Below are 22,119 nucleotides of genomic sequence, written 5' to 3' on the forward strand. Positions count from 1 at the left end.
AATGTTCGTTCCAAAATTACAAAAGAATTACGAAAGTATCAGCATCGGACTTTGCTTAATACATTCTCTTTCCATGTTAAACCTGCGCCATGCGTTAATAGCTAACTATCTCTTCGGTATGCAACGGGCGCTATGCCCTCGTTCCTTCTCTATACCGGGTACGCCTCTAATCCCCACAGCTTTTAATTGCTGTATTTGCATGCGGTCGTCCCATCTTCACTCCAGTAGACCAGCCATCTCTACTCCATTGTCTTCCTGTAATACGCCTGTACCGCCCTGATCTCCGCCCAGCTCACACCTTCTCCTAATCTCGCCTTGACAGGCGCCGACGCCGTAGCACCGAGCTCTTTCACCACCGGCAGTATCAGCGCAATTTTTTTCTCATCGATAAACCTGTTAAGCTGCAATTCATCGTTTGCCACACAATCTGCCAGATGGCTCTCTACGGTGCTCATGGCCAGCCCACGTTCAGTGGCAATGTCCTGTAGCGTTTTACCAGCGAGGAACAGCTCGAGCGTTCCTCTTCTGCTATCACCAGCCTCTCTCGTCTTCTTCACAGGTTTTTCTTTAACCTTTTCCTCTTGCGCAGGCCGGCGTAAGGCTTCATAGTCAGGCAGCCCTTCATTGAACTTTACGTTACCGTAACTGGCATCAGCAAATAGCTGTAAGCGGCTCCACAGGAAATGTTCGAGGCCCGACAACTGCAGTACATATTTCTTTATCTTGGGAATATCCTTTACGATATCTCTTTCCCGGCGTACGGGTTGTATAAAAGATTCATAGATCTCATTAGTAAAATAAGCTACTGCCTTGCCAACACGCTCGCTGAGAAGGACGGTATTACCTGTTTGCAGCACTTCCTTCAGCAGAGGATCCAATTGCTGCCGAAATTTTAATCCAACCTCATGCAACTGTGCCGCCCGCTGCTGTAAGTTACGGCTTAGCGTGACCGCACTTTCCATCCCGACCATCTTTTTATCACGCAACCACGCAGCATGTAATTGTAACTCTGCCAGGATTTTTTCTGCGCTGAACAACTTCAGCAACTGTTCCGCCCAGAAAACCATCTTCTCACCTTCCAGCAGCATCTCCAGTTCCTCCTCTTTGTGAAAACGGGAAGAAAATGCAAGGACCTGTTCATCCGTACGGATCGCTCCCGGATGGATCCGCGAGTGCAACACCAATCCGTCCAGGGAGGTACAACGGCTCAAAGCCACGTATACCTGCCCCGGTGCAAATGCGTTCCCTGCGTCAATAATTGCCTTTTCGAAAGTAAGCCCCTGACTTTTATGTATTGTAATAGCCCATGCCAGGCGGATAGGATACTGTGTGAAACTCCCTATTTCTTCCTCATCAACCGATCCTTCCACTTTATTCCAGGAATAGCGGATATTACGCCAGGTCTCTTTTTCCAGCACCAGCGTTTCCCCACTGTTGGCAAGTGTTACCACGATCTTATCGTCAGGCAGGATCTCTGTAACCGTAGCCAGCTTTCCGTTGAAATAACGGCGTGGCTCTGCCACATCATTTTTGATGAACATCACCTGCGCGCCTGCTTTGATACGCAGGTCCATATCTGTCGGAAGCGCTTTGTCACTAAAATCGCCCTTGATTTCTCCCGAGAATGTATGGATGCTACCCGGCATTGCAGCGAGGCGTGCATTGTTGATCTCATCTGCCCGGCGGTTGTGGGTAGTTAATACGATATACTGATCTCCATCGCCGGTGAAATGTGGCAGGTAACGTTGATTTAAGGTCTCGAGGTCGTCCCAGTCCAGTGTGCTGTTACGCACACCATTCAGCAGGTTAATGAATGTCGCTTCATTCTGCCGGTAGATCTTATTCAGCTCGATGAACAAAGGGGGCGCCTGTTGCATCACTCTTGCATGAAAAAAGAATACACTTTCATAACAATCTTTCAGCAATTGCCATTGCTGATCGGGCATAACTGGCGGCAACTGAAAAAGATCACCTATGTACAGTACCTGTACACCACCAAAAGGCAATAAAGGTTGGTTACGGAAATGCCGGAGAATAGCGTCGATCGCATCCAGTGTATCTGCACGTACCATGCTCACCTCATCGATGATCAGCAATTCCATTTCACGCAGCAACTCTTTTTTGTCGTGATTGAAACGGATATTGCGGAACAGGGCATGTGCATCTGTCACGCCGTTATCTACGCCAAAAAGATGTGCTCCTGATGGCACATATGGACCAAAAGGCAACTGGAAAAAAGAGTGCATGGTCACTCCACCCGCATTGATGGCAGCGACACCCGTGGGCGCTACCACAACGGTGTTCTTGCTGGTATGTTGTCTGATATATTTCAGGAAAGTGGTTTTCCCGGTACCGGCTTTACCGGTCAGGAAGATATGGCGGTTGGTATGATTAATATAGTCTGCCGCCAGATGAAACATCCTGTTATTACTATCCGGTTGTGACATCTGAAAAATGTAAGATTAAAAAATGCAAACGTCGAAATTAGATAAAAATCAGCATTATTTGCTGACCGTCACAGACCATTCCGGTCCGCTTTTCACATGATGAGTCGTAGAGAAATCACCCATATTTACTGCAAACGACAAATTGAGCAAACTATTCAGGTAAGCGAGTTCCTTCCCTTCCGGAACAGCGGCAAATGTGTTGGCAAATGGTATGGCTCCGCTGTATACCCGCTCATTTCCCCGGTAAATACTTACTTTCAACAGATCGCCCGGCTGTACCTGCAGTTTGCTGAAAGTCTGCTGATCGATATTCGTCCAGATGTTGCCATATTGTACATCCAGTACCGGGATATTCCCCTTTACGGTGTCATTGGCAAACACCGGCGCCTGGAACGCAATACTTACTACCGAATCAGCCAGTTTTGGCCCCACCTGCTGAAAGGTGATCTTTCCGGCGGCCAGTTTACCAGCTGTATACGCATAAACATCCCTGCCATGGAAAGTATAGGATGCACCGGAATTCCTTCTTCGGTTCACCGCTTCATCGATTTCCCTGATCTCTGCGATACCCAGCTGCCTGGCCACAAGTGTAAGCGTGCCATTGTCGGGCGTTACAAAATAATGCCCACTCCTGGTTTTAAGCACTACAGACTTGCGGTCAGAACCTACCCCCGGATCTACTACAGACACGAACACGGTACCTGCGGGCCAGTAAGGAGCAGTCTGCTGCAGGCGGTAAGCGGCCTCCCAGATGTTGTATGCCGGTATTTCATGCGTTAGGTCGAACATCGGTATGTTGGGAGACAGGCTGTAAACTACGCCTTTCATTTCAGCTACAGCTCCGTCTTTTAGTCCGAAGTCCGTCTGAAAGACCAATGCATGCCGCCGTTGTGCAAAAGCGGAAAAGAAAATGAAAATCAAACAATGGAAAAGGAATACATGTTTCATCTCCGCAAATTAGCAAATTCTTCCGCAATATTTGCTGAGCATGCCTGATCAAATTTGTACGGTATTTGGTGGAATGTATCTGAGAACGTTTTATTCTTCAACACCAATACTTTAAGCACATGAACGGTTATCATTTCTACAAGGATTGTATTGACAATTGTCTGCGCTGCGCCGCTGTTTGTAATCATTGTGCATCCTCCTGCACACAGGAGAAAGATGTCACGATGATGGCCCGCTGCATCAGGTTGGATATGGAATGTGCAGCCACCTGTTATGCAACAGCGCAATTAATGAGTCTGGGTAGCAGCTACGCAGTACAGCTATGTTCCGTTTGCGCTGACATCTGCGAGGCCTGTGCAGCTGAATGTGGCAGACACAGCGAAAACGAACACTGCCGGGAATGTGCGGAGATCTGTAAACAATGTGCTGAGGCCTGCAGAAAAATGCTCGTTTCCTAATGGTCATACTTGCTGATATTGAAGAATTTGCCCGCCAGGCCCATGGGGACCAGCAACGGAAATTTGCGGATGAACCTTATATCCAGCATCCTATCCGGGTCATGCAGTTATGCAGGGAATATACATCAGATCTTCCGGTATTATCAGCAGCGCTGCTGCACGATGTACTGGAAGATACTGCTGTAACGAAAGAGGAACTTTCCAGTTATCTGAGGGATGTTATGAAACCGGAAGACGCCCAAAGGACACTTACCCTCACGGTAGAGTTGACGGACATTTATGTTAAAAAGAATTATCCGAACTGGAACAGGCGCAAACGAAAGAATGCGGAGGCAGCCCGGCTGGGAAAAGTAAGCGCCGCCGCGCAGACTATTAAGTATGCTGATATCATTGACAATAGTCTCGATATCAGCAATTCCTCTTCGGACTTCAAACCGAAGTTCCTGCATGAATGCCGGGCCTTGCTAAAGGTAATGGATAAAGGTAATCCTGAACTCCGGCAAAGAGCGATTGCGACTGTCAATAGTTTTCTTGAGAAGTGAAGATGAATTCCCTTATTCATACCGCAACGCTTCTATAGGATCCAGGCGGGAGGCCTTTTGTGCCGGATAATATCCGAAGAAAACACCTGTCAGCGCACACACCATAAAAGACAATACAATGGAAGACTCCGATACCATCGTAGGCCAGTTCAGGAAATATGTAATGAGCTTTGCCGATGTAATTCCTAACACCACTCCTATCAGTCCGCCGGTAATGCTGATCATAATCGCTTCTATCAGGAATTGCATGAGTATATCAATACCTCTTGCACCGATGGACATACGCAATCCTATTTCACGTGTACGTTCGGTAACAGATACATACATGATATTCATGATGCCGATCCCTCCAATGATGAGAGAAATACCGGCAATAGCTGTCAGTAATATTGTTAGCAGGTTGCTGGTGGAACTCAATGTATTGATCAGTTCCGCCATTGTCCTGACCTGAAAGTCATTTTCATCAGCATCTCTTAAGCGGTGCGTTTTCCGCAGAATGGTCTCAATTTCCTTGGTGGCGGCGTCCGTTGCTGCTTCGCTTACCGCCGAAACATATAACGTACGGAAATAAATAGTGGCCAGAATGCGCTTCTGTACAGTTGTATAGGGCGCCAGGATTACATCGTCCTGGTCCTGGCCGAAGGAACTCTGCCCCTTTGCTGCCAGCACACCTATCACCTGGAAAGGAATGTTATTAAAACGGATGATCTTTCCTACAGGATTCTCACCATTGGGGAACAGGTTACTGACCACTGTTTGCCCCAGCAGACAGACCTTCGCAGAAGCCCTTACATCCTCATCTGTAAAGGCAACGCCGTCCTGCAAGGTCCACTTCCGTATATCGAGATAAGCGGGACTCACACCCTGGATACTGGTAGGCCAGTTGAATGCGCCGTTGATAGATTGTCCGGTGGAAGTGGCCGCCGGAGAAATAGCACTGATATTAAGCGCCTGTTTCTGTATAGCCTTTACATCTTCAATGGTCAGCGTTTGTACGCTGGCACCTTCCAGTCTGGCGCCCCCGGTCACATTACTGGCGGGCAGGATAGTGATCATGTTGGAACCCATACTGGAAAGCTGCGACTGGATACTCTCCTTGGAACCCTGTCCGATAGCCACCATGGCGATAACCGCGGCTACCCCGATGATGATGCCCAGCATGGTGAGGAAAGCCCTCAGTTTATTTCGCTGTAAGGCTTTCAATGCAATCCTTATGAGGTTCAGAATGTTCATAATCAGTAGTCATCTGCCGGCGGCAATGCAGCCAGCGCTTCTTTTGCGGAACGTATATTTTCATTAACAGTATCCTTTACTACCTTTCCGTCACGCAGCATCACCGTACGGCTGCTGAAGGCTGCAATATCCGGCTCGTGCGTAACGAATACGATTGTCTTTCCCTGTTCTCTGTTTAACTCCTGCATCAGGGCCATGATCTCATAAGAGGTACGCGTATCCAGGTTACCGGTGGCTTCATCTGCCAGTATCATCACGGGTTCGTTGACCAGGGCACGGGCGATAGCCACACGTTGCTGCTGCCCCCCGGATAACTGATTGGGGGTGTGGCCCAGTCTTTCTCCCAGCTTCACAGCCTCCAGTGAGTGTATTGCCTTTTGTCTGCGTTGTTCATGACTAACTTCCATATTGTACAGTAAGGGCAACTCCACATTTTCCAGAGCTGAAGTCCGGGGCAGCAGGTTATAAGCCTGGAATACGAAGCCGATCTTCCTGTTGCGCAAACGCGCCAGTTCATTGCGGGACAGCTGTCCTATGTTGAAACCATCCAGCAGGTAGTTCCCGTCCGTCGGTTTATCGAGGCACCCCAATATGTTCAGCAACGTGGTTTTACCAGAGCCGCTGCTACCCATAATGGTCACAAATTCGCCTGCATACACATCGAAGGAGACGCCTTTTAGTGCACGCACTATCTCCGTGCCCATACGGAATTCCCGCTTGATGTTCTGTATTTCGAGGATCTTTTTGTTCATCGTCTTCTTCTTTGCGGCATGAAAGGACTGGCCTGTCCACCACTACCTGCAGCCTTTTTATCAGTTAGCTCCTGCATACCCGTTATAACATCGTCATCCGGCGACAGTCCTGAGACTACTTCAGCCCGGGTATTATCATTCAACCCTATCTCCACTTTTTTCTGCAGCAGGGTATCTCCTCTTTGCACCCATACATAGTTCAATGCCTCGGCAGTTTTTCCCTTATCAGGGCTCATACGCCTGGTAGTATCCCTGCTACCGCCGGTGACAGGCATTGCCCTTTTATGACGTTCCGCAGCCGCCGGTGCTATAGCGATGAGCGTATACTTCTTCGACAAGGCCGAATCAGGTCTGAACATCAAGGCTTTTGCAGGAATAAGCATGACATTATCTTTTTCAGCGGTATAAATGGTCACGGTAGCGGTCATACCCGGCTTCAGTTTCATATCTTCATTGGATGCACTGATCATCGTGGTATAAGTCACGACATTGGCTGATACCAGGGGTTTCAAACGGATCTCCTGCACTTTTCCGGCAAATTCCTGGTCCAGGTAAGCATCTACTGTAAATGACACCCGTTGGCTATCCCGTACATTTCCTATATCTGCTTCATCCACGCTTGCCTGTACCTGCATTTTGGTAATATCCTTTGCCAGGACGAAGAATGTCGGGGTATTGAAGCTCGCTGCCACGGTTTGACCCACGCTTACACTTCTGTTCAGTACAACACCATCTATCGGAGAATAGATATCTGCGAAAAACAGATTCCGTTGTGCTGTTCTCAGCGAGGCCCGGGCACTTTCCACACCGGCAATTGCAGCCTTATACAGATAATTTGCATTATCGTAGTCAGCCCGGCTGACAGCGCCGACCTTATAAAGCTGTTCCTCGCGCTTAAATTGGGCATCCTGATATATTTGCTGGCTTTGCGCGTTTGCCAGCAACCCTTTGTTCCGGTCTACCTCTGCCTGTAGCAATACCTTATCCAACTCCGCCAGCAACTGTCCCTTCTTCACCTTTGAATTGAAGTCTGCATAGATGTATTTCAGTATTCCGGAGACCTGCGTACCTACCGCCACGGTGTCGACGGGTTGCACGGTGCCCGTTGCTGTTACACTGGTGGCAATATGCCCATAAACGGGCTTCTGTGTGCTGATCACCACAGGATTCTCTTTCTTGCGGAAAAAGAAGTACCAGACTGCCACCAGTGCCAGCAGCACTAATATTGTAATTACAATCTTCCTGTTCATCCGTTGTTATTTTATACTATAATTTAACAGGCACTCCCCTGTAGAAATCATATATCCTTACGTACAAGGCCGCGCTATATTTAGCCTGAATGTATGCCTGCATGGACTGTACATACAGGTTCTTCTGCTGTAATACTTCAACAGTATTGGCAGCGCCGATCTTTAACTGTTCATTGGCGATACGGTAACTTTCCTGTGTGTAACGGAGTTGTTCTACAGCCGCATCGTACTGCCCCTGGGCATTCAATACATTAATGTATGCCCGTTCTACTTCCTGCGAGAGATTGATGCGGGTATTCTGCAAGGTCAGTTCCGCCTGTTCTACACCAATCTTTGCCTTTTCTTCATTCACACGATTGGCCCTGCGGCTGAAGATAGGGACAGACAGGGTAAGCCCCACCTGCTGATAAAAATTATTGTCCATCTGCTTCAGAAAGGTGTTATAATCGCCCTGCGCATAGCTGGTGCCAATACCCGCGCCGGCCGTCAGTGCAGGCAGATAACCCGCCCTCGCCTTCTTTACATCCAGCTCGGCTACCTGTACTCCCAGTTCACTGCTTTTTACTTCAGGTCGCGTAGCCAGCGCGGTTTTCTGCGCTTCCAGCAAGGGAGTGAGCAGTGCATACCCCATTAAAGTATCCGGTTCCACAATTTCGAAAGGCGTCTCTGTAGGCAGTTGCAGCAATTGCTTTAATACCAGCACATTCTGCCGGTGCGTGTTCTGTGCAGTTACCAGGGTATATTTATCGTTGGCCAGCTGCGCCTGTAGTTGTACAAGGTCTTTCAACGCAACCGAGCCTACATTGTAAAATTGCTGCTGTTGCTGTACCTGGGCCTCCGATGTAGCTACTACATCTTTTACATATACGATATTCTCTTTAGCCAGCAGAATGTTCAGGTATGCCTGGGTGATCTGAAGCGTTATATCATTGTCCACTGCTGCCAGATCCAGCCCTGCGACCCTTACCAGCAGGTCTTTTTGCACAATATCATTCTTCAGGTACCCTCCATTATATAATGTCACAGAAGAGTTGAGCGAAGTGTTTCCCGATACCCTGAGGCGTGACCGGAAATCGCCTGTAGTGGTATCTCTTTCTTTACCATGTGTTAAAGAAGGTGAAACATTCGCGGAAAGATTGGGCAATACCGCCGATTTTGACAATAACAGGTCCTGTTCACTGCTAAGACGACTCAACCGGTAGCTGTTGAGGGTAATATTATTAGCCTTTGCATAATCCAGGCAGGCTTGCAAGTCCCACTTCCCCGGCAATTGTCCGGGTAACGCGGTACTGTCCTGTGCATGTAAAGGATCAATCCTCAACATGAGTATCAAAAAAAGAAACCGATGAATATATCTGTTGACCATAAACTTGCTTTTCTGGTAACCGGTCTCTGATAAAGACTAAAAAGTATGCCACAGCAGGCATAGCAGCATTAAAGATGGCTTAAAATCCACCGATGGCTATTTGGGCCCGACGAGCAGGCATAAAAGCAACAGCATTATAAATAATCGGAATAAAATAAACTTCCCCGGGGGCCCTACAATATAAAGAAAGAAGACTAGCTTGAAATTTTCACTGTGTTATTGGAATTAACTGCTTGTCATTGGAATTAACTACACTGCTACCTTTCTTCCTTGTTTACCCCTTCTCTCTTTTAATATCCGCCGGATCAATCACAGGCAATATCACCTTTCCGATCAGATCATTCTTCCCTTTTTCAAACAGCAGCCCCCTGGTGCTGTTGTAAGAGATATCAATCAGAAAATCCTCCAGGTCTTTATCAACAGCAATATCGGATTGCTTCTTTCCTACCCTGACCTTCTTCCATTCATTTATAACCGAAAATACGGCCACAGTCTCGATATACCCCACAGGTGTCATATGCGAACGCTCTGAACGCTTCACATATACCTCTACCTTCATCACAACGGCAATGTTTTTCTGTTTAGCATTCACACTTACAGACGCCAGGACCTTCAATTCGCCACTGTACGTGTTTTTTTCCTCCAGCGGATTATAAGCCTTATAGTCTCTGATGTCAAGCGTTTCAATTGTGATGTTGAATCCGGGCATACCTGATAATTACTAATTTCCGTTCAAGGTAAATGGTACTGTTGCTTTCCGTTCTCCACTTTCTTTGTACAGAGACCATTGCGCCGGATCAGATGATCCAACAGCTGGCTTCAGCGACTTCATAGCAATGACTGTCGCATCTGAATTCTGCAGATGGCCATTCGTCGGCTGTACCACACGTCCTTTAGGCACGTAAATTAACTTCGTTCCCAACGCCATATTGATCTTGGCTATGGTTTCAAAAGTAAAATTGTGTGTACCGCGCATCCACTTGCTGATCTCGGATTCTGACTTGCCAAGGGCCTGCGCCAGATCTTTATGGCTCATGCCTTTCTTTTCAAGGATGGCGTGGATACGGTCTGCCACCTCAAGACTCATGGCGGCCCTTTCTATGGCATGCGCCGGTAATGCGTTTATCGCATCTTCGAAAATCTTACTCATAACAATCTCCTATTTTAAAATGTAAATTTCCTTCAAGTTGTCTGTTGAATATTCTGAGCTCTCCCTCCACAATCCTTTGTGTAATATGCCTGCTTAATGCATTCATAAATTCAAAATGAAACAGGCAATCTTCACTTTGCTGCACCTTCTGCGTTGTTTTAACACAGCCATTTCCCAATATCACAATGTCGGTATTGATCCTGCTGCAATAAAGCCTCACATTACCCGACCTGTATGGCGGCGGCAGTGCTTCTGCCGCTCTTTCATGCCTGAAATAGTGTTCCTCTGCACCAGTACACGTACCCATCTGTCTTATGGCAGACATGATGTTTTCATAATCATCTCTGTAGGCTGGGATACTGAACCTGGTTACAAACTTTTCCACCTCACATAGGTCATCTCCCTCAATATGGAATGAATAATATGTAATCTTATTCATCCGCATTATCCGTTTTAATTTACCACTATAACACTTCACTTTTAAGTTAAGTTCGAAGTTAACAAATAACGTTGTGTTTAATCAAAAAAAAACAACATTTTTTTCCTTAACTCTCTGTAGGCATAAATTATGACATAGAAAAAACCGCTTTACAATCGTAAAGAAATTCAATTCTAATGTTATCAAAAGTGACGGCCGAAACTGGCTAAAGGGGAGATAAGATCAACAACCAATAAAACTAATACCAAGTTACATCTTTTTCCTTGTCTCCAAATTTTTTTTCCTCTTTCAACAAAAAAAAACGCATACACCGAAATGTATGCGTTCCTATGATCTGAAATATATGCTTACCTGTAGGGTATTGTAATCACATTTAAAGAATTTGCCGCCAGCTGAACATCTACGTTATTCTTACCCGGTTTAAGTTGCTGTTCTACCGGCCTCACAACTGATGGATTATCCAACGTATTGAAATCACTTTTATTTTTTGCCGTCAGCACCTGTTGTACAGCTGCATCTTTCGTTGTAACAGCTCCGTCCAGTGCCAGCTTGTAACTTACTGCTTTACCGGAAGCATTTACAATCTTCAGCAATATCTTATGCGTTTGCTGGTCGATCGTTGCACTGGCATAAATGCTATCCTGTCCTGTTAAAGGCTGATCATTCAATGTAGCAGGGATCGTATGCGTCCCTTTGTTGTTTGCAAAAAGCTGCTGCACATAATAATTGGGCGTACCTGCTGAACGCAGATTATCAAACCATATCAGGTCCGGACGCCATTGCCAGGCCTCTACGTGGGCCAGGAGTGGTGCATAAGAACACATCTGCACTACATCCGCATTCCTTTCCAGCCCGGTCATAAAAGCTGCTTCAGCCAATGCACTTTCCCACGTATTACGGGTCTCTCCCTTTTCGCTGTCATTTTCCTTCGCCACCTTTATATGAGCCGCATATTCGCCTGCAAAGATCTTCGGTCCCTTCCGGTCATATTTATCGTAGCGGGTGGTATTCTTCAGGAACCACTCGGGTGGCATATAATAATGTTCGTCCACGAGATCAGCTTTTGATGTCCGTAACTTCGACCACAGATATTCAAACTGTTTCCCTCCGGAAAAAGGCCCTACGCTGGACACCAGTTTAATTTCAGGATGTTTCGTTTTCAGCTCCTGTTCAAAACGCTGATACCTGGCTATATACTGACTGTCCCATTGCTCGTTCCCTACACCGATCATCTGTAGATTAAATGGCTTAGGATGCCCCATTTCGGCTCTCAACTGCCCCCATTTGGTATCGGTGCCACCATTAGCAAATTCGATGAGGTCCAGGGCATCCTGAATATATACAGCAACATCCTCATCGGCAGCCACCTCACCGGTATTGAACTGGCAAGCCATACCACAATTGAGAATGGGCAATGGTGCAGCACCTATGTCTTCGGAGAGCAGGAAATATTCATAAAAGCCCAGACCATAGCTCTGAAAGTAATCGCCCGGCGCGCGGTGCGCAAATTCCGTATTCCAGCGGTTAACGATCAGTGTCCGGTCTTCCACTTTTCCCACCGTTTTTTTCCATTGATACCGGTTGGCCAGATCACGTCCTTCCACTATGCATCCGCCGGGGAAACGTACAAACCCGGGTCGCAGATCTGCCAGCTTTTGCACGAGATCATTCCTTAATCCGCCCGGACGCTGTTTCCATGTATCCTCAGGAAATAATGAGATCATATCGATATCCAGGCTGCCGTTGCCCGAAAACTGCAACAGTAATCCACCTTTGGCAACCGTACGCGATGCGGTTACAGAGGCCGTATACTTCTTCCATTCTTTTCCTGTCGGCGGAATAGTTACCTCCCCGATGCGCTCTCCATTCTCATCTAACAGTGCAAGTTTTAATGCGGGACTGCCGGAAGTATTGCCTGCCCAGAAAGAAAAGTCATAACGCAGATCTTTTTTAAAACCCATCCCTCTGAATCCTTCATTGAACAAGCCATAAGTGCTATCGCCAGTCTGCACTGTTACATGTGCGTACCGTGGGTTGGCGGTGTGTTCTTTTCCACGGTTGACGATCAGCACCCTGCCGGCGTCTGCTTTTCCCTTTTCCTTCCAGCCCATCAACGGGTCGGTGAATTCAAAAGAACGGTTCTTCACCAGTTCCGCATAAAGGCCTCCATCGGCTGAAAAATTAATATCCTCAAAAAAGATCCCCCACATAGTAGGCTGCACAGCAGCCTGTGGTTTGTTCACTTTTAACGTAATTGTCTGCGCAGAAGATATGCCTCCCGTCAGCGACAGCAATCCTGCTGCAATAAGATTAATTATGTTTCTCATAAAGGGAATTGACACAACAATATACATCCAAAAATCAATATCCAAAACATTTACAGGCACTTTTTGTGTTAGAATGACATTTAATTATGCAGCAAGAGAAGCACTACGAGATTCATCATCCGCAGGCTTAACTGACGACCGTAGCATTTGCACGCAGGAATCAGATTGTGCAACACTACCATCTCCTATCATTCGCCATTACATAGGGGAATATGTCATTTACTATTTGTCATGTGGCAATGAAATGTGAAAGCGTATACCCGGAATTGTTACCCGCGGTCTACAGATTGCTATTTCTCCCTCCTTACTTTTCTCAGTAAGGTTTAATCAATTCCCAAAAACTACTCAAAAAAGAAAAAGTTCACAATATTCTGAATATCAATAAATTAAAAAGAAATAAAATCACTTTAACATTTCGTTAGAGTATTCTCGCAAGGTTTTCGCATAATCGTATGTCAACCATCTTTTATTGAGATCTTTTATTTTTTAACCAGTTAAAATTGAAAAACCATGAAAAAGCAATTATTGAGATTTGGCCTCATGGCTGGCCTGGGAGCATTCGCACTGACGCAGACTAACGCAGTAAATGCAATGACAACTAAAGCGGACACCGCAAATTTTGCATTGGACACTGCAAGTTTCGTTAGAGATACGGCAAACTTTGCACCAGACACCGCTAACTTCGCAATGGATACAGCCAACTTCGCAATGGACACGGCTAATTTCAAAGCAGACACCGCCAATTTCTCACTGGACACAGCTGCTTTTACGAGAGACACTGCTAACTTCAAATTGGACACAGCAGCCTTTGTAAGAGACACAGCTGCCTTCGGCAAGGACACTGCCAGCTTCAGCTATGCAAAAGACACTGCATTTTTTAAAGACACAGCTAACTTTGCTTTCAAAGCAGATACTGTAGCTTTTAAATACGCAGATACTGCCGCTGTTAAAGCTGACACTGCTACTATGAAGGACACAGCCAGCTTCGTAGCGAAACTGGATACTGCCACCGCAGTAGCTGACACTGCCGCTGCAAAACGCGACACAGCAGTAATAAAGAAAGATACTGCTGCAAAAACGCCAGCTGACACTTCCGCAGCACGGAAGTCAAAAGCGGTGAAATTGAACAAAAAGTAATTACAGGTCTAACATGAAAAGAGGCCGTCTCAGCACATGAGGCGGTCTTTTTCATATTATAGATGTTCCTTATACTTCCAGTAGCGCCCAACTCATCAGAGGTTTGTTAATGCATCCCGTTATATTTTATCAGGCACCACTACAAATATTAGGAAAGAATTTAAAGCATGCTTAGACTATGCTACGAAGGCCACAATATGTCGCTATAAAGGCCCTACCCCCATAAGAGCTTTTCGTGGGTATACGGCAGCCGATACGTCCTTTTCGTTAGGATCCAACCGGCATATCGCTAGTCATATACTGGTTTAATCCAGGATATGACCAGGATGTAACCAGGATTAACTTCCGATAATCCTCCGATTTGATCGGAAGATTATCGGAAGTTAATCCTAGTCATATGCTAGTCATATGCAACTCAGACCGGGAAATGATAACATATTAACCTATTTCAGGAACGTCCACAGTGCTGATAAGGCAGCCAAACGAAAGAGCCGTCTCAGCAATCTGAGACGGCTCTCTTATAATAAAAAACCTTAATCAATTAGAAGTTGTAACCAGCTTTCAGACCAAAGAAACCACGGTTATCATTTTTAAACCACACCTCGTATTTTGCTTCTACGTCCAGGCCAAGGAAACGAATACCCAGACCCGGGGCGAAAATAGCCGCAGTACCTTTGTAATTGTCTCCATCCCCGCCTACGAAAGTGGCAGTACCACCTTCCGCCTTCACATACAGGAGCGGAAAGCCGAATTTGTACTTCAGACCAACCCTCACCGGTAACGCTTTCAGGGACTCTGCCTTTGCAGACAGCTCAGCACCACCTCCACTGAGGTAAGTATACGTTTTGCCCGGAAAATACATGAAACCTGCGGAGCCGGTTACGCCAAATCCTGCAATCAGCTTGATGTCAGCATTCAGGCCTCCACCAAAACCGGTGTTATGAGTGTCTTTGAAGTCCCCTACCGGGGTACCGGCTTCAACATATGGACCAATGCTGAATCCTTTCAATTGAGCTTTAGCCGTATTGCCAAACATGCAGGTGGCGGCAATGAACAGGCCAGCGGTGTACAAGGTCTTTAACATAGAGGATATTTTAAAATTTCCACAAATGTAAGTAATTCACATTAAACCAAACAAATGGAATAAAGGGGGGTTATTGTGGACGGACCTTGTAAACAGAATCCATACGCATACTGTCAACTGGTACAGCTTTTTTGGCGTCAGTTTTAACCGGCATGCCGCCGACTTTAGTACCTCCCGTTTCTGCGGGGGGAGCTGCATTGGGCTCTCCCGTAGGATATCCCATTTCAGCCAATTCCTTACGTGTCTTTTTATCGAAAAGATATTGGGGGTTCTTCTCTTTCCGCAGGCCTTCCTCAAAACGGTATTCGGCGCCTCCTCTTGGAGCAGGGTCATAACCACGTTCCGTTCTGCAGCTGCTCAGCGTAAAAATGCCTGCCAGCAAAAAGTAAGCTGATATTATGCTGGCAGGCTGTTTAATTTCGTTCCAGGTGAATTTCAACATATGCCTGGGGTTTACTGTCCGGTTTAATAACGTCATCATCAAGCAATTATTATACCGCTCATCTATTAGTAAAGGTCAAAAAGAACGGGCTGGTCATAGCCAGCCCGGTAAACTCAAAAAACTATCGCTGATTACAGTCTGCCTACTCAATAATGTTCTTTTGCCCGCATAAAAAGTAAGGCCATATCGTCATACCTTGTCAAGTGGCTTCCGGCTGTTCTCTTTCAATTGCCTGTATCCTGTTGGCGTAAGTCCTGTAACCTTTTTGAACTGCTGCGACAGGTGCTGCACGCTGCTATATCCAAGACTATCTGCTATTTCACTAAGGTTCATCTCATCATACTGCAACAGTTCCTTCACGCGCTCAATGCGTTGCAGGATAACATATTTTTCGATGGTGATACCTTCAGTAGAAGAAAAAAGCGTAGAAAGATAATGATAATCAACCTGTAAAGCCTCCTGTAAATAAACAGACAACTTTGTGTTGAGGGTTTCATTCTCGCTGCCATGGATCAGGCGGATAACTGTGGTCTTTAACTTCTCCACCAATGTAGTTTTCTTGTCATCCAATAGCTCGAAACCCAGGGAATGCAATTGTTTTCCAAGGGATTCCAGCTTTTCGGGAGCAGGCGCTTTCTCCAGTTCAACATCTCCCAGATCTATTTTTGAATAAGGGATATCCAGTTTCTCCAGCTCTTGCTGTACTACGAGGATACAGCGGTTACAAACCATATTTTTTATAAACAGATGCATTGATCGGCATTAAGGGGGCAAAGTTACGTGATAAAATGAACTTGTTTATATTTCTCATATCTTCGGGGAAGGGACTATTTTCGATATAATAATTTAATCTCTCTACCTTTGAAAAAATTAGCATTGTTGCTGCTCATGTTATCATACTTTGCAGCAGTCGCCCAGCATCCATTATCCCAGGGACGCCGTTCCAGCTTCTACGAGTACCTGTATGAAATCAGTAATGAAGAAACATTACAAATCTACAAAAATGGTGTACGCAGGATCAATGCCTCCTTCCTGCATACACTCAAAGATTCCTTTCCCCATGACAAGGGAGTGCCAGATAATCTACCGCCAGGCAATTACCTGAGGGTATTTGCAGAAAATGACCGGTTGCAGACTGTATTCATGCATATACCCTATGTATATGCAAAGATCGGCAGCAACAACCATGATCTCTTTGTAATTCTACACGACGCAAAAGGAAATCTTATAAAAGACGCAGAAGTCAAATTGCAGGGAAGGACACTTCACTTTGAAGCCCACACCGGCGCCTGGTGGCTCGCTGGATATCGCAATGCCAGTCTATTGAGAGTATATTACAAAGGTATGCTGAACTGTATACCTTTACAGCAAAGCCTTCATTACCGCAGAAAAAAGCTCCAACAATTTCTACGAAAATTAAACTTTGTAAAGGCTATACGTCGCAAGCAAAGCAGGAAGTATTACAGGTACCAGACTACACCGTATGAAAACCGGCATACCGGCTATATCGTCTTCAGTAAGCCTATCTATAAACCCGGGGACACGTTAAAATTTAAGGCATACATCACCGACAAAAAAGGGAAACCGGTGGACAGACCCCTCTTAGTGAGATTATCCGATCGGGATTTTATCGTCGACACTATTCTTACTACGCTACAACCTTATGCACCTGGTGGATATAGTTGTGATGTAGCACTGTCTTCCGGAATGGATATCGATCTGGATGAGACTTACATGATAAGCCTGGAAACATTAGACAGCCGTAAATACGACCTTAACAATTACAATGGAGACCTTGACGATGACGAATACGCAGCCAAACGCAAAATATTTATAAAAGGTCAGTTCAAATTTGAAGAATACGAACTAAATGCTTTGCATTTTACTGCCAGAACAGATAAAAAGTCATATACAAACCGGGAAAACACTACCGTATATCTCCAGGCGAAAGACGAAAACGACCTGCCTGTTATGGATGGCCAGATTCAGCTATTTGTCACAAAACCAATCGTAACTAAACACCATGCTACAGACATGTTCATCCCCGATACGCTATGGAGCTATACCGGGCCTATGGATGCATTAGGAGAGACAAAAGTCACATTACCAGACAGTATATTTCCAAGGGCTGATCTGCTCTATCAGATAGACTGTATCTTTACAAACAGCAACAATGAACGCCAGACAGAAACACTAAGTTTGGAATACCATTATAATAGAGGTAGTATTTCTTTCGATCTGCAGGCCGACAGTTTACATATCACGCCCGATAGACAATTCAAAACAGATAATAAGGTTTACATCTATGGTGTAAATGACAACGACACGATTGAGACTTACCTAAGCAGACTACCAGTCGCCATCAAGATCAATCCATTCCTTTCAGCATACCGGGTAGAAAGCGAAAATGCAAAAGGGATCTACTACTTAAAGAACAACCATGATATTCTTGACGCTGAAGTATCCTGGCATCATGATACAGCTGTCGTTTATGTAACGAATCCCCACAAATTACCCTTTTGGTATACCGCATTTGACGACGGAAGGGCCGTACATCACGGTTACGGCGACACATTAACCTGGACAGCATCCACGCGGAATAAAAAGCAATGTGAATTGCATCTCAATTATATCTGGGGTAACCAGCTTCACAGTATTCCTGTTTATCTTATTCGTGCCGAAGGCAACCTTAACGTAGCTATAGATGCTCCCGCAACTGTTTATCCAGGTCAAACCACAAAGATCACGGTGAATGTTAAAGACAAGTACCTGGAACCGGTTGCAGATGCAGACGTAACTGCGTATGCATACACAAGCAGGTTTAGCGATGAAGCGCCTCCCAGAGTACCTTCATTTACAGCACCCTACAGAAGAGGACCTAACTACTATGAGCTAGGGCATCTGCAACTACAAAAAACGACGCAGGCCCTGCCATTTCAATGGGAGCAACATAGCAGGAGAATGGGACTTGACACCATGTTGTACTTCCGGTTCACACATCCATCTCCGGTGTTCATAAACACTGAGCCTGCCAGGGACGGAACAACACAAGTAGCCGCGTTTGTATTTGCACGGGGAAGTATACAGCCGGTCCACATCTTATATGTGGATGGATTACCGGTCTATTGCAGTATGACTGATCCTGTACAACATTACAGCATCACAGTGCCGGCAGGCAAACATACAATAAGTATGCGTACACAATACCAGCGGATCACGCTGGACACAGTCATAGCTGCCGGTGTAAAAACTTTCATTAGTATTGACAGCGCCATCCATCAGCAAAACGTCATTGTTGAAAAGATGCCAAAAAAACTGACGGCACAGGAAATCGCAAACCTGGAAAAATATATGATCCGGCTGGAAAATACTTTTGGCAATTATCCAACATATATCAAACAAGAGAGCCAGATTTTCCAATTGAAGAATATCGTCGGCAATTACAGACTTCTTGGGTGGCAATATAAAGTAGGACCATTAACCGGTGCAAATGCATCACTCGTATCAAAAAACGACTTTACACAGGACTTTACACCTGAACCAGACTACGTTTTCCAGATCAGCAAAGGACTAATAAAACAAAAGCAGACAGGGTTCATTCATTATTACGATCTTCACTCCTATAATCCGGATACCAGTCTCGCAGCACAGGCATTAACTGAGACTCTCATTGATAGCCTTTTACAGCTTCGCCAGGATGATAACCTTAGAAATAAAGATATTGTCCGTCCTTTTCATCAGAGAGAGTCTTATAAAAGCCGTCTTGTGCTGCGCCTGGAACACCCGGACCTCAATCCTACGACCGATGTACTACGCTTTTTGTTCTTCAGATATGATGATCCATCTTTTACAAGGTCATTCAAAGGACACACAACAGAATTTCGATCTCTCGACACTGGCTATTACCGACTATTGGTATTACTTACAGGTAACCGGTATTTTGTCAAAGACAGCATCCTGCTAAAGGATAATCATCTTCATTATTCTGTACTGGACACGTTGAACATTTTACCTAATGACAGCCTGATTAATAACCTGGAAAAAAGAATGCGGCAATTGGTTGACCCATGGTTTATAGCCACGGAAGCGGCTGGCCATGAGAGTAAAATAGCTGAAAGCTTCAATGAAACAGCTCTAAACATGGCTCACCTCACCAGGGTAATCGGAGGAATAGTAGTCGATACAAAGGGAGATCCGCTTCCCGGCGCGACTATCATACTGAGGGGTACCCGATCGGCAACAGCGACAGATGTAGACGGCAAATTCTCTCTTCCTGTCACATCCAAAGGCACATTGAACATAATGTATGTGGGATTCGAAAAGGTAGAACTAGTCTTAAACCGTGATGATTTTTATAAAATCACTATGACCGAAAGCAGTAAGCAGTTAAACGAAGTGGTTGTAACCGCATCAGGCATCCATAGACAGAAAAGGTCATTGGGGTATGCAACGAGTCTCATCACTACATATAAAACATCCCGAGGCTATCTCAATTTTTCCCAGGCACTGGCCGGCAAAGCAGCCGGTGCAAGAGTAACTGCCGGAAACTATAAAATTTCTGATATATCTTTAACAGATAGTAACGACACTACAACAATAGCAGCCGATGAAATGGATCCACAGCTGTTATCTCCGCCATCCAACAGCCTCCGGACAAATTTCCGGGATGGGGCTTTCTGGCAACCGAGGCTTAGAACAGATGCTAATGGCAAGGCATCTTTCGATGTTACTTTTCCGGATGACATCACCAACTGGAAAACCTTTGCTATTGCCATAACAGGCAAACGACAGTCTGGTATACAGCAAACATTTATACGTTCCTTTAAATCGCTCAGTGGCAATCTGGGAATACCTACCTTCACAGTTGAGGGTGACTCCGTAAGTATTATTACCAAAGCATTAAATTATACGCAGGAGAGTATTACGGCAACACATACTTTCAGCATGAACGACAGCGTATACAAGAGTCGCACAAACAGCTTTAAAAACGCCTTTATTGATACTGTATCAGTGCTTATACCGGAAACCAGTCCAACAGATAGTATGAGCTTTAAATACGAAATCAATAAAGAAGGATACGTTGATGGCGAACAACGTAAAATTCCCGTGGAGAAAAGAGGATCCTTTGAAACAACAGGCATGTTTGCGGCTCTTTACGATGACACAACACTTGTATATACACCTCTCAGAAATGAACCATTACAGATACATGCTGAGTCTGCATTGCTTCCAGTGTTAATGGATGAAATCACACAGTTACAGCAATATAAGTACCTCTGCAGCGAACAATTGGCATCCAAACTGAAGGCTTATCTGCTGGAAAAGAAAATATGTACATACCTAAAGAAGGACTTTAGAAAAGAAAAGGATATCAGCAACATTCTTAAGCGGCTCAATGATAAAAAGACGAATGGACTCTGGGGATGGTGGGAGAAATCCCCGGTATCATTATGGATCTCACGTCATGTGATAGAAGCGCTTCTGATGGCACAGGAGCTGGGATATAAAACGGATTTTAACAAGCAGGTCGCTATTGATTATTTCGTATATGAACTAAACAGTGGCAAGGAAAGAGACAGCATAGGTTGTATGCAATTACTGGCCAACCTTGGCGGAAAGATCGACTACCGGGCATATACAGATCATTTCATCGCCCAGGCAGGCATCAATGGCTATGATACCATCAGACTGGCTGCTTTACAAAGATCCACCGGCCAACCGCTGAACCTATCACCCATCCTGTCCCGTCAAAAGAATACCGCTTTCGGCAACGCCTACTGGGGTAAAGAAAGTTACGATCTCTTTGACAACAGCATCCAGAGAACACTACAGGTATATCAACTTCTTCGCAAAGCAGGTGGCTACGAAACAATACTTCAAAGGATCCGCGGATATTTCCTCGAACAACGGAAAGACGGACACTGGCGGAATACATATGAATCATCGCTCATCCTCGAAACAATCCTTCCTGATATACTGGAAGATGAATCAAAAGGACCTGTTTCGTTAAGTATAAACGGCACAGCTATCACCCAATTCCCCTATACAGATACACTCTTACAGCCGGGAAAAATAAGTATCAGCAAGCAGGGAAAACGGCCCATATACTTCACTGCCTATCAGCAATATTTCAACAGGGAGCCGGAAAAGATCTCTGGTCTGTTTACGGTATCATCCGCTTTCGGCGATAACGGCATGACGCAACAGGATTTAAAAGCAGGTGTGCCCGTAACCTTAAAGGTAGAGGTAACAGCACAAAAACACGCAGACTATGTACTGGTGGAAATCCCTATCCCTGCTGGCTGTTCTTATAATAGCAAATCACAATCATGGGCCAGCCATGAAGTGCACAGAGAACATTTCAAGGATAGGGTCAGCATTTTCTGCAGCCGGCTGGAGGCAGGTAAACACACGTTCTATGTCTCTTTATTGCCCCGCTATTCCGGACGGTACTCCCTGAATCCCGCGAAAGCAGAAATGCAATACTTCCCCGTATTTATGGGAAGGGAGGCTTTGAAAAAAGTTAATATTCAGTAATTTTAAC

Annotated in this window: 17 protein-coding genes; 4 read left to right on the forward strand and 13 right to left on the reverse strand. The window is 45.4% G+C overall.

What is annotated here, in order from left to right:
• Nucleotides 1-239 precede the first annotated feature (239 nt).
• The gene (locus tag L3C95_RS34395) at nucleotides 240-2,447 is read right to left on the reverse strand and encodes a helix-turn-helix domain-containing protein (protein WP_236395204.1); all 2,208 of its coding nucleotides are present in this window, start codon (nucleotides 2,445-2,447) and stop codon (nucleotides 240-242) included.
• Nucleotides 2,448-2,501: 54 nt separating this feature from the next.
• Entirely contained in the window at nucleotides 2,502-3,395 is an 894-nt protein-coding gene (locus L3C95_RS34400; RefSeq protein WP_236395205.1) for an S-adenosyl-l-methionine hydroxide adenosyltransferase family protein, read from the reverse strand.
• Nucleotides 3,396-3,514: 119 nt separating this feature from the next.
• Between L3C95_RS34400 and L3C95_RS34405 the strand changes: the two genes are divergently transcribed.
• On the forward strand, nucleotides 3,515-3,853 hold the full coding sequence (locus L3C95_RS34405) for a four-helix bundle copper-binding protein (protein ID WP_236395206.1): 339 nt from the start codon (nucleotides 3,515-3,517) through the stop codon (nucleotides 3,851-3,853).
• Complete coding sequence (locus L3C95_RS34410; RefSeq protein WP_236395207.1) at nucleotides 3,853-4,395, forward strand: HD domain-containing protein; 543 nt, start codon at nucleotides 3,853-3,855, stop codon at nucleotides 4,393-4,395. The genes L3C95_RS34405 and L3C95_RS34410 overlap by 1 nt, the downstream gene beginning before the upstream one ends.
• Before the next feature lie 12 nt (nucleotides 4,396-4,407).
• On the opposite strand, the gene L3C95_RS34415 is transcribed toward L3C95_RS34410, so the two are convergent.
• From L3C95_RS34415 to L3C95_RS34450, 8 genes are all read right to left on the reverse strand, one after another.
• Nucleotides 4,408-5,628, reverse strand: a complete 1,221-nt coding sequence (locus L3C95_RS34415; protein ID WP_236395208.1) for an ABC transporter permease — start codon at nucleotides 5,626-5,628, stop codon at nucleotides 4,408-4,410.
• 2 nt (nucleotides 5,629-5,630) lie between these two features.
• Nucleotides 5,631-6,380 carry an ABC transporter ATP-binding protein gene (locus L3C95_RS34420; protein ID WP_262916032.1) on the reverse strand — a complete coding sequence of 250 codons (750 nt, stop codon included), beginning with the start codon at nucleotides 6,378-6,380 and terminating at the stop codon, nucleotides 5,631-5,633.
• On the reverse strand, nucleotides 6,377-7,630 hold the full coding sequence (locus L3C95_RS34425) for an efflux RND transporter periplasmic adaptor subunit (RefSeq protein ID WP_236395209.1): 1,254 nt from the start codon (nucleotides 7,628-7,630) through the stop codon (nucleotides 6,377-6,379). Before L3C95_RS34425 ends, L3C95_RS34420 begins: the two co-directional genes overlap by 4 nt.
• Nucleotides 7,631-7,646: 16 nt before the next feature.
• A complete protein-coding gene (locus tag L3C95_RS34430) occupies nucleotides 7,647-8,954 on the reverse strand; it encodes a TolC family protein (RefSeq protein ID WP_236395210.1) in 1,308 nt (435 codons plus the stop codon).
• A gap of 316 nt (nucleotides 8,955-9,270) precedes the next feature.
• Nucleotides 9,271-9,705 (reverse strand): hypothetical protein, encoded by a 435-nt coding sequence (locus L3C95_RS34435; RefSeq protein WP_236395211.1) that lies wholly within the window; start codon nucleotides 9,703-9,705, stop codon nucleotides 9,271-9,273.
• 12 nt (nucleotides 9,706-9,717) lie between these two features.
• Complete coding sequence (locus tag L3C95_RS34440) at nucleotides 9,718-10,146, reverse strand: multiprotein-bridging factor 1 family protein (protein ID WP_236395212.1); 429 nt, start codon at nucleotides 10,144-10,146, stop codon at nucleotides 9,718-9,720.
• Nucleotides 10,139-10,585 (reverse strand): hypothetical protein, encoded by a 447-nt coding sequence (locus L3C95_RS34445; protein WP_236395213.1) that lies wholly within the window; start codon nucleotides 10,583-10,585, stop codon nucleotides 10,139-10,141. The genes L3C95_RS34440 and L3C95_RS34445 overlap by 8 nt, the downstream gene beginning before the upstream one ends.
• A 347-nt stretch (nucleotides 10,586-10,932) precedes the next feature.
• Nucleotides 10,933-12,912 (reverse strand): alpha-L-arabinofuranosidase C-terminal domain-containing protein, encoded by a 1,980-nt coding sequence (locus L3C95_RS34450; RefSeq protein ID WP_236395214.1) that lies wholly within the window; start codon nucleotides 12,910-12,912, stop codon nucleotides 10,933-10,935.
• Nucleotides 12,913-13,422: 510 nt separating this feature from the next.
• Between L3C95_RS34450 and L3C95_RS34455 the strand changes: the two genes are divergently transcribed.
• Entirely contained in the window at nucleotides 13,423-14,049 is a 627-nt protein-coding gene (locus L3C95_RS34455; RefSeq protein WP_236395215.1) for a hypothetical protein, read from the forward strand.
• Nucleotides 14,050-14,590: 541 nt separating this feature from the next.
• On the opposite strand, the gene L3C95_RS34460 is transcribed toward L3C95_RS34455, so the two are convergent.
• From L3C95_RS34460 to L3C95_RS34470, 3 genes are all read right to left on the reverse strand, one after another.
• A complete protein-coding gene (locus L3C95_RS34460) occupies nucleotides 14,591-15,133 on the reverse strand; it encodes a hypothetical protein (RefSeq protein ID WP_223233294.1) in 543 nt (180 codons plus the stop codon).
• Between the two features lie 70 nt (nucleotides 15,134-15,203).
• The gene (locus tag L3C95_RS34465) at nucleotides 15,204-15,575 is read right to left on the reverse strand and encodes a hypothetical protein (protein ID WP_236395216.1); all 372 of its coding nucleotides are present in this window, start codon (nucleotides 15,573-15,575) and stop codon (nucleotides 15,204-15,206) included.
• A gap of 189 nt (nucleotides 15,576-15,764) precedes the next feature.
• On the reverse strand, nucleotides 15,765-16,328 hold the full coding sequence (locus L3C95_RS34470; protein ID WP_236395217.1) for a helix-turn-helix domain-containing protein: 564 nt from the start codon (nucleotides 16,326-16,328) through the stop codon (nucleotides 15,765-15,767).
• Nucleotides 16,329-16,436: 108 nt separating this feature from the next.
• Between L3C95_RS34470 and L3C95_RS34475 the strand changes: the two genes are divergently transcribed.
• On the forward strand, nucleotides 16,437-22,112 hold the full coding sequence (locus L3C95_RS34475) for an alpha-2-macroglobulin family protein (protein WP_236395218.1): 5,676 nt from the start codon (nucleotides 16,437-16,439) through the stop codon (nucleotides 22,110-22,112).
• Nucleotides 22,113-22,119: the final 7 nt, after the last annotated feature.

Origin of the sequence: Chitinophaga filiformis (assembly GCF_021646545.1) — a bacterium.
GTDB classification, from domain to species: domain Bacteria; phylum Bacteroidota; class Bacteroidia; order Chitinophagales; family Chitinophagaceae; genus Chitinophaga; species Chitinophaga filiformis_A.